General features: G+C 65.3%; 7 protein-coding genes and 2 pseudogenes. 8 read left to right on the top strand and 1 reads right to left on the bottom strand.

Annotation, left to right across the window (positions count from 1 at the left end):
• A pseudogene (locus ACCC94_RS24855) lies at positions 1-82 on the bottom strand (hypothetical protein); the annotation flags it as partial.
• Here ACCC94_RS24855 and ACCC94_RS24850 point away from each other — a divergent pair.
• The 8 genes and pseudogenes from ACCC94_RS24850 to ACCC94_RS24815 form a co-directional block, all read left to right on the top strand.
• Positions 78-314, top strand: a pseudogene (locus ACCC94_RS24850) (SPOR domain-containing protein); the annotation flags it as partial. The pseudogenes ACCC94_RS24855 and ACCC94_RS24850 sit on opposite strands and share 5 nt — an antisense overlap.
• Before the next feature lie 144 nt (positions 315-458).
• Positions 459-995, top strand: a complete 537-nt coding sequence (gene hslV, locus ACCC94_RS24845) for an ATP-dependent protease subunit HslV (protein ID WP_184590368.1) — start codon at positions 459-461, stop codon at positions 993-995.
• A 28-nt stretch (positions 996-1,023) separates the two neighbouring features.
• Entirely contained in the window at positions 1,024-2,364 is a 1,341-nt protein-coding gene (gene hslU, locus ACCC94_RS24840) for an ATP-dependent protease ATPase subunit HslU (RefSeq protein ID WP_413352284.1), read from the top strand.
• A gap of 72 nt (positions 2,365-2,436) precedes the next feature.
• A complete protein-coding gene (locus tag ACCC94_RS24835) occupies positions 2,437-2,808 on the top strand; it encodes a gamma-butyrobetaine hydroxylase-like domain-containing protein (protein ID WP_413352283.1) in 372 nt (123 codons plus the stop codon).
• 695 nt (positions 2,809-3,503) lie between these two features.
• Positions 3,504-5,183: a class II poly(R)-hydroxyalkanoic acid synthase gene (phaC, locus tag ACCC94_RS24830; protein WP_413352282.1), complete on the top strand. Its 1,680-nt coding sequence runs from the start codon at positions 3,504-3,506 to the stop codon at positions 5,181-5,183.
• Positions 5,180-6,184 (top strand): poly(3-hydroxyalkanoate) depolymerase, encoded by a 1,005-nt coding sequence (gene phaZ, locus ACCC94_RS24825; protein WP_413352280.1) that lies wholly within the window; start codon positions 5,180-5,182, stop codon positions 6,182-6,184. Before phaC (ACCC94_RS24830) ends, phaZ begins: the two co-directional genes overlap by 4 nt.
• A gap of 329 nt (positions 6,185-6,513) precedes the next feature.
• A complete protein-coding gene (gene phaC / locus ACCC94_RS24820) occupies positions 6,514-8,196 on the top strand; it encodes a class II poly(R)-hydroxyalkanoic acid synthase (protein ID WP_413352278.1) in 1,683 nt (560 codons plus the stop codon).
• Positions 8,197-8,389: 193 nt separating this feature from the next.
• Positions 8,390-9,004, top strand: coding sequence for a TetR/AcrR family transcriptional regulator (locus ACCC94_RS24815; RefSeq protein WP_413352277.1), 615 nt, complete (start codon positions 8,390-8,392; stop codon positions 9,002-9,004).
• Positions 9,005-9,114: the final 110 nt, after the last annotated feature.

Here is a 9,114-nt window from a genome sequence, read left to right as displayed (position 1 = left end):
GCGTGTCGCCGCGGTACACGTCGATGATGTAGCTGATCGATTCGAAGGTGTAGAAGCTGATGCCGATGGGCAGCAGGCAGTACTACCTGCAGGCCGGCTCGTTCCGCAAACAGACCGATGCCGACCACCTGCGCGCGCAGATCATCATGATGGGCCAGAACGCCCGCGTGGAGTCCGGCACCGTGCGCGACGAAACCTGGTACCGCGTGATGGTCGGCCCCTACGGCGACCGCGCCAAGGCCTCCGCCGCGCAGAAGCAACTTGCCGGCAACGGTTTCAGCAACCTGCTGTTACAGCAGCGCCAGACCCGCTGAACCCCGGCCACGCCAAGGCTTGCGCCGACGGGCGGCGCGCGAAATGCGCGCTCCTCGTCCGGCGCAGGACTTGAACCCCGCCTTCCTAGTCCCCATCTGACTCTGCATTCGGGCACATCGCCCCGCTAGTGTGGAGTAAGACCCTTGACCACCATCGTATCTGTCCGCCGTAACGGCAAAGTCGTCATGGGCGGCGACGGCCAGGTTTCCCTGGGCAACACCGTGATGAAAGGCAACGCGAAGAAAGTCCGCCGCCTGTACCACGGTGAAGTGCTGGCCGGCTTCGCCGGCGCCACCGCCGATGCCTTCACCCTCTTCGAACGCTTCGAGCAGCAGCTGGAAAAACACCAGGGCCACCTGGTGCGCGCCGCTGTCGAACTGGCCAAGGACTGGCGCACCGACCGCTCCCTGAGCCGCCTGGAAGCCATGCTCGCCGTGGCCAACAAGGACGCATCGCTGATCATCACCGGCAACGGTGACGTGGTCGAACCCGAGCATGGCCTGATCGCCATGGGTTCGGGCGGCGGCTTCGCCCAGGCAGCGGCGCTGGCCCTGCTGCAGAAAGGCAGCGACGAGATGAGCGCCCGCGAGATCGCCGAAACCGCACTGAACATCGCCGGCTCCATCTGCGTGTTCACCAACCAGAACCTGACCCTTGAGGAGCTCGACAGCGCCGTCTGAGCGCTGTCGTTCCGGAGTAGCCAGTCACATGTCCATGACTCCCCGCGAGATCGTCCACGAACTCAACCGCCACATCATCGGCCAGGACGACGCCAAGCGCGCCGTCGCTATCGCCCTGCGCAACCGCTGGCGGCGCATGCAGCTGCCGGCTGAACTGCGCGCCGAAGTGACGCCGAAGAACATCCTGATGATCGGCCCGACCGGCGTCGGCAAGACCGAGATTGCCCGCCGCCTGGCCAAGCTGGCCAACGCGCCCTTCATCAAGGTGGAAGCGACCAAGTTCACCGAGGTCGGCTATGTCGGCCGTGACGTCGAGTCGATCATCCGCGACCTCGCCGATGCCGCGATCAAGATGCTCCGCGAGCAGGAAGTGCAGAAGGTGAAGTACCGCGCCGAAGATGCCGCCGAAGAGCGCATCCTCGACGCCCTGCTGCCGCCGGCGCGCACCACCGGCTTCGGCGACGAGCCGCCGCGCGAGGACTCCAACACCCGCCAGCTGTTCCGCAAGCGCCTGCGCGAGGGCCAGCTGGACGACAAGGAAATCGACATCGAGGTCGCCGACATTCCCTCGGGCGTGGAAATCATGGCCCCGCCCGGCATGGAAGAGATGACCAACCAGTTGCAGAACCTGTTCTCCAACATGGGCAAGGGCAAGCGCAAGACCCGCAAGCTGAAGGTCGCCGAGGCCATGAAGCTGGTTCGCGACGAGGAGGCGCAGCGCCTGGTCAACGAAGAAGATCTCAAGGCCCGCGCGCTGGAAGCGGTGGAGCAGAACGGCATCGTCTTCATCGACGAGATCGACAAGATCGCCAAGCGCGCCAATGCCGGTGGCGCCGACGTCTCCCGCGAGGGCGTGCAGCGCGACCTGCTGCCACTGATCGAAGGCTGCACGGTGAACACCAAGCTGGGCATGGTGAAGACCGACCACATCCTGTTCATCGCCTCGGGCGCGTTCCACCTGTCCAAGCCCAGCGACCTGGTGCCGGAACTGCAGGGCCGCCTGCCGATCCGCGTCGAGCTGAAAGCCCTGAGCCCGAGCGACTTCGAGCGCATCCTCAGCGAGCCGCACGCCTCGCTGACCGAGCAGTACACCGCGCTGCTGAAGACCGAGGGTCTGGACATCGAGTTCGCCGCCGACGGCATCAAGCGCCTCGCGGAGATCGCCTTCCAGGTCAACGAGAAGACCGAGAACATCGGTGCCCGTCGCCTGCACACCCTGCTCGAGCGCCTGCTCGAAGAGGTGTCCTTCGACGCCGCCGACCTCGCCAGCGAGCACAGCGACAAGGCCATCGTGATCGACGCGGCCTACGTCAACGGCCACCTGGGCGAACTGGCCCAGGACGAAGACCTGTCGCGCTACATCCTTTAAAAGTAGCCACAAGCGATAAGCTGCAGGCGGCAAGCAGAGCACCGCTTGCGGCTTTCAGCTCGGAGCTTTCAGATGCACATTCCCTCCGCCATCAAGCTGCACAAGGCCTCGAAGAAGCTGTCGCTGACTTACGGGGAGCAGTCCTACGAGCTGTCCGCCGAGTTCCTGCGCGTGCATTCGCCATCGGCGGAAGTCCAGGGCCACGGCAACCCGGTGCTGCAGGTGGGCAAGCTGAACGTCGGCCTGAGCAACCTGGAGCCGGCCGGCCAGTACGCGCTCAAGCTGACCTTCGACGACGGCCACGACAGCGGCCTGTTCACCTGGGACTACCTCTACGAACTGTGCGTGCGCCAGGACGAGATGTGGGCCGACTACCTGGCGCAACTGGAGAAGGCCGGCAAGTCGCGCGACCCGTCGGAATCCGTGGTCAAGCTGATGCTGTAAGCAGCTAACGCCGAACTGCCGCCTGCGTAGGAGCGGACTCTGCACCTCGCAATACCGTGTAGGGCGCATAACGCCTAAGGCGTTATCCGCCATTGATGCCATCGGCGGATAACCCGTTCCGGGTTATGCGCCCTACGCGCTGATCGCCCCGCACCATCGCATTTCTGTAGGAGCGAGCTTGCTCGCGAATAGCCCCGCGGCGGGGGTTGGTTCGCGAGCAAGCTCGCTCCTACAAGGATCAAGAGCGTCTTCCCGCACAACCCTTCACCTTCTCCCTACAACTCGTTCGATCTTTCCTCCTCGCCTCCCCCGCACACCAACCTTCGTCGGGCATTCGCTGCAGGGCACGCCATTTGCAACATTCCCGTTGCAGACTGATGCGTGTGTAGTGGCCACTCCGGGATTGGCACGATGCCCCCGCTCTAGGGCGCGTTTTCTAACTTTTCCCGACATACTCCTAGGAGTTGGCCCACGCTGCACCAGCTTGCGCGGCGAAGGAAACTCGGGTAACCAAGGCAGTGCAATGTACGGAGCTACAGTGCATAGAGCGTGGTTTCCTGATCTTCCAGTGATGCCGCCAAGCAGATGAATCGCGTGGAGCCCTCTCCACGTTCCGCAACCCCGAGCAGTACTTGGCCCCACGTCACGAAGGTGAGCCCCGCCAGTATGCGTCTCAGGACAATGGAGCGTCGCCGATGACCCAGAAGAACAACAGCGATCTACCCCAGCAAGCCGCGGAAAACACCCTGAATCTCAGCCCGGTGATCGGCATTCAGGGCAAGGACCTGCTCACCTCTGCCCGCATGGTGCTGCTGCAAGCGGTCAAGCAGCCGTTCCACAGCGCCAAGCACGTGGCGCACTTCGGCCTCGAACTGAAGAACGTCCTGCTCGGCAAGTCAGACTTGAAACCCTCGGACGACGACCGCCGCTTCAACGACCCGGCCTGGAGCCAGAACCCGCTCTACCGCCGCTACCTGCAGTCGTACCTGGCCTGGCGCAAGGAGCTGCACACCTGGATCGGTGAGAGCGACCTCTCCGCGCAGGACATCAGCCGCGGCCAGTTCGTCATCAACCTGATGACCGAAGCCATGGCGCCAACCAACACGCTGTCCAACCCGGCGGCGGTCAAGCGTTTCTTCGAGACCGGCGGCAAGAGCCTGCTCGACGGCCTCACGCACCTGGCCAAGGACCTGGTGAACAACGGCGGCATGCCCAGCCAGGTCAACATGGAAGCCTTCGAGGTCGGCAAGAACCTGGCCGTGACCGAAGGCGCGGTGGTGTTCCGCAACGACGTGCTGGAAGTCATCCAGTACAAGCCGATCACCGAGAGCGTGCACGAGCGCCCGCTGCTGGTGGTGCCGCCGCAGATCAACAAGTTCTACGTCTTCGACCTGTCGCCGGAGAAGAGCCTGGCGCGCTTCTGCCTGCGCAACCAGGTGCAGACCTTCATCGTCAGCTGGCGCAACCCGACCAAGGCGCAGCGCGAGTGGGGCCTGACCACCTATATCGAAGCGCTGAAGGAAGCCATCGATGCGGTCCTGGCCATCACCGGCGCCAAGGACCTGAACATGCTCGGCGCCTGCTCCGGCGGCATCACCACCGTCACCCTGCTCGGCCACTATGCGGCCCTGGGCGAGAACAAGGTCCACGCCTTCACCCAGATGGTCAGCGTGCTGGACTTCGAACTGAACACCCAGATCGCCCTGTTCGCCGACGAGAAGACCCTGGAAGCCGCCAAGCGCCGCTCCTACCAATCCGGCGTGCTCGAAGGCAAGGACATGGCCAAGGTGTTCGCCTGGATGCGCCCCAACGACCTGATCTGGAACTACTGGGTCAACAACTACCTGCTGGGCAACGAGCCGCCGGCCTTCGACATCCTGTTCTGGAACAACGACACCACGCGCCTGCCGGCCGCGCTGCACGGCGAGCTGGTGGAGATGTTCAAGACCAACCCGCTGACCCGCGCAGGCGCGCTGGAAGTGGGTGGCACGCCGATCGACCTCAAGCAGATCACCTGCGACTTCTATTGCGTGGCCGGCCTGTCCGATCACATCACGCCCTGGGAAGCCTGCTACCGCTCCGCGCGGCTGCTGGGCGGCAAGTGTGAATTCATCCTGTCCAACAGCGGTCACATCCAGAGCATCCTCAACCCGCCAGGCAACCCCAAGGCCCGCTTCATGACCGGCCCGGAACTCTCGGTCGATCCGAAGGCCTGGCAGGAAAACGCCAGCAAGCACGCCGACTCCTGGTGGCTGCACTGGCAGAACTGGCTCGCCGAGCGCTCGGGCAAGACGCGCAAGGCCCCGACCGCCCTGGGCAACAAGGCCCACCCGGCCGGCGAAGCCGCCCCTGGAACCTACGTACACGAACGATGAAAACAGAACTCCTCCCGCAAGCCGGCGCCGTGGACGACGCCAACACTCCTGAATCGTCGCAAGCCGTGGAACCGGCCGCGCCGACGAGCCGGCGCGCGCGCAGCAAACGCAGCGCAGAGGAGATCCTTCCGAGCAAGGCGCCGGCGGCGCAGCCCTTCGAGTTCCGCACCATCGAACTCAACGGGCAGACCATCCGCACCGCCGTGCGCCCGGGCAAGAAACACATGACCCCGCTGCTGATCTTCAACGGCATCGGCGCCAACCTGGAACTGGTCTTCCCCTTCGTCGCCGCGCTGGACCCGGACCTGGAGGTGATCGCCTTCGACGTCCCCGGCGTCGGCGGTTCGTCCACGCCCAGCACGCCCTACCGCTTCCCCGGCCTGGCGAAGCTGGCCGCACGGATGCTCGACTACCTGGACTACGGCCAGGTGACGGCCATCGGCGTGTCCTGGGGCGGCGCCCTGGCGCAGCAGTTCGCCCACGACTACCCCGAGCGCTGCAAGAAGCTGATCCTCGCCGCCACTGCCGCCGGCGCGGTGATGGTGCCCGGCAAGCCCAGGGTGCTCTGGCGCATGGCCAGCCCGCGGCGCTACATCCAGCCGTCCTACGGCGTGCACATCGCCCCGGACATCTATGGCGGCGCCTTCCGCCGCGACCCGAAGCTGGCCATGGCGTTCGCCAGCAAGGTGCGCTCGTCCGGCAAGATGGGCTACTACTGGCAGCTGTTTGCCGGCCTCGGCTGGACCAGCATCCACTGGCTGCACAAGATCCGCCAGCCGACGCTGATCCTGGCCGGCGACGACGACCCGATCATCCCGCTGATCAACATGCGCATGATCGCCTGGCGCATCCCCAACTCCGAGCTGCACGTGATCGACGACGGCCACCTGTTCCTGGTGACCCGCGCGGAAACCGTGGCGCCGATCATCATGAAATTCCTCCAGGAAGAACGGCAGCGCGCGGTCATCCACCCGCGCCCGTTCGCCCCGAAAGCCAGCTGAGGCATCACGGCTTCGTCACAGTCGGCGGGCATCCTGCCTTGACCGATCGCTCTGCAGGCACTTTTTTTAAAGAGCCGAACAACAAACAGGCGTGTTCACGGGTATCGACACGTAACGCCTGATCCGGGCCCCGCTGCGGCCACCTTCGCAGGTGACCGCAGGGCAACCCGACTGCTGATCCACTGCCCTGTTTTCGGGCAGTCGCCCTCTCGCGTCGATACCCGTGCACACCCCTCGAACCGGCGCAGGCGTCTGGAACGGGCACTTTCCCGTTCTGGTACAAGGCTTGCGTCGCCATTTCAGGTCGGACCCTTCATGGAGTGCTGTTCATGCGCGAGAAAGCTGAGCCTGGTAGCGTCCCCGCCCCCACCCAGTACATGAATGCGCAGAGTGCGATAGTCGGCCTGCGCGGTAAGGACGTGCTGTCCACCCTGCGCATGCTGGCGCTGCAGGGCGTACGCCAGCCGGTGCATTCGGCGAAGCATCTGGCGGCCTTCGGCAAGCAGGTGGGCAAGGTACTGATCGGCGACTCGCCGCTGCAGCCCAACCCGCAGGACGCGCGTTTCCAGGACCCGTCCTGGCGCCTCAATCCCATCTACCGGCGCACCGTGCAGGCCTACCTGGCCTGGCAGAAGCAACTGCTGGCGTGGATCGACGAGAGCGACCTGAACGGCGACGACCGCGCCCGTGCGCGCTTCCTGCTGTCGATCCTCTCCGACGCCGCCTCGCCGTCGAACACCCTGCTCAATCCGCTGGCGGTCAAGGAGCTGTTCAACACCGGCGGGCAGAGCCTGGTGAAGGGCGTGCAGCATCTGCTCGACGACCTGGTGCACAACGGCGGCATGCCCAGCCAGGTCAACCGCAGCGCCTTCGAGATCGGCCAGAACCTGGCCACCACGCCGGGCGCGGTGGTGTTCCGCAACGAGGTGCTGGAACTGATCCAGTACAAGCCGATGGGCGAGCACCTGCATGCCAAGCCGCTGCTGATCGTGCCGCCGCAGATCAACAAGTTCTACATCTTCGACCTGAGCACGGAGAAGAGCTTCGTCCAGTACGCCCTGAAGAACAATCTGCAGCTGTTCATGGTGAGCTGGCGCAACCCCGACGCGCGCCACCGGGAGTGGGGCCTGTCGACCTATGTCACCGCACTGGACGAGGCCATCGAGGTATGCCGCTCCATCAGCGGCAGCCGCAGCGTCAACCTGATGGGCGCCTGCTCCGGCGGCCTGACCATCGCCGCGCTGCAGGGCCACCTGCAGGCGCGCCGGCAGTTGCGCAAGATCGCCAGTGCGACCTACCTGGTGAGCCTGCTGGACAGCCAGGTGGAGACCCCCGCCGCGCTGTTCGCCGACGAGCAGACCCTGGAGACCAGCAAGCGCCGCTCCTACCAGCACGGCGTGCTGGATGGACGCGACATGGCCAAGGTCTTCGCCTGGATGCGCCCCAACGACCTGATCTGGAACTACTGGGTCAACAACTACCTGCTGGGCAAGCAGCCGCCGGCCTTCGACATCCTCTACTGGAACAACGACAACACGCGCCTGCCCGCCGCGCTGCACGGCGACTTCCTCGACTTCTTCAAGCACAACCCGCTGGCCCGCCCCGGCGCCATGGAGGTCAACGGCACCGCCATCGACCTGAAGAAGGTGGCCGTGGACAACTTCCACGTGGCCGGCATCACCGACCACATCACGCCCTGGGACGCGGTCTATCGCTCGGCGCAGCTGCTGGGCGGCGATACCCGCTTCGTGCTGTCCAACAGCGGACACATCCAGAGCATCCTCAACCCGCCGGGCAACCCCAAGGCCTGCTATTTCGAGAACGGCAAGATCAGCTCCGACCCGCGCGCCTGGTACTACGACACCAAGCGCCAGGAAGGCAGCTGGTGGCCGCTGTGGCTGGAATGGATCCAGCAGCGCTCGGGCGAACGCCGCCCGGTGCACTTCGAACTGGGCAACGCCGACTACCCGCCCAAGGAGGCCGCACCGGGCACCTACGTGCACGTGCGCTGAGCTCGGGTACCTGCTCTTCGTAGGAGCGAGCTTGCTCGCGAACCGCTTGAGCCCCTGCGCTCTCGATGAGATTCGCGAGCAAGCTCGCTCCTACAGGTCGGCCGACTCCTCGAAAGTTTGCCCGTCGGCAATTGCGGGCCATCGTTCACCAAAGCTATCGTCGGCCCCCACTGCGGCTGGAACCTGAACACGGATGAAAACGCGCGACCGGATTCTCGAATGCGCCCTGCAGCTGTTCAACGAGCAGGGCGAGCCCAATGTGTCCACCCTGGAGATCGCCACCGAACTGGGCATCAGCCCCGGCAATCTCTACTACCACTTCCACGGCAAGGAGCCGCTGGTGCTGGCGCTGTTCGAGCGCTTCCAGGACGAACTGGCGCCGCTGCTCGATCCGCCGGAGGACGTGCGACTGGGCGCCGAGGACTACTGGCTGTTCCTGCACCTGATCGTCGAGCGCCTGGCGCACTACCGCTTCCTCTTCCAGGACCTCTCCAACCTCGCCGGACGCCTGCCCAGGCTCGCCCGCGGCGTGCGCGCCTGGCTCAACCAGCTCAAGCGCACCCTGGCCACGCTGCTGGCGCAGCTCAAGGCGCAGGACGAACTGCTCAGCGACACCGACGCCCTCGGCCAGCTGGTGGAGCAGATCACCCTGACCCTGCTGTTCTCCCTCGACTACCAGCGCATCCTCGGCCACGCCGGCGACGTCCGCCAGGTGGTGTTCCAGGTGATGATGCTGGTGGCGCCGCACCTGCGCCCGGACTCGCAGCTGATCGCCGAGCGCCTCGCCAAGCGCTATCTCTCGCCCTGATGCGCCCCTGAATGAAAACGCCCGGCGCAAGGCCGGGCGTGGGTGTTGCAGCAGACCTGTCAGGCCTGGGACGGCGGCGGCGTTGCCGGAGCAGCGGCGGACGGCGTCAC

Source organism: Pseudomonas sp. Pseusp97 (genome assembly GCF_047304025.1).
GTDB lineage: Bacteria > Pseudomonadota > Gammaproteobacteria > Pseudomonadales > Pseudomonadaceae > Pseudomonas.
The sequence above is the reverse complement of the archived record's forward strand: the minus strand, read 5'-3'. Positions and strand labels throughout refer to the sequence as shown.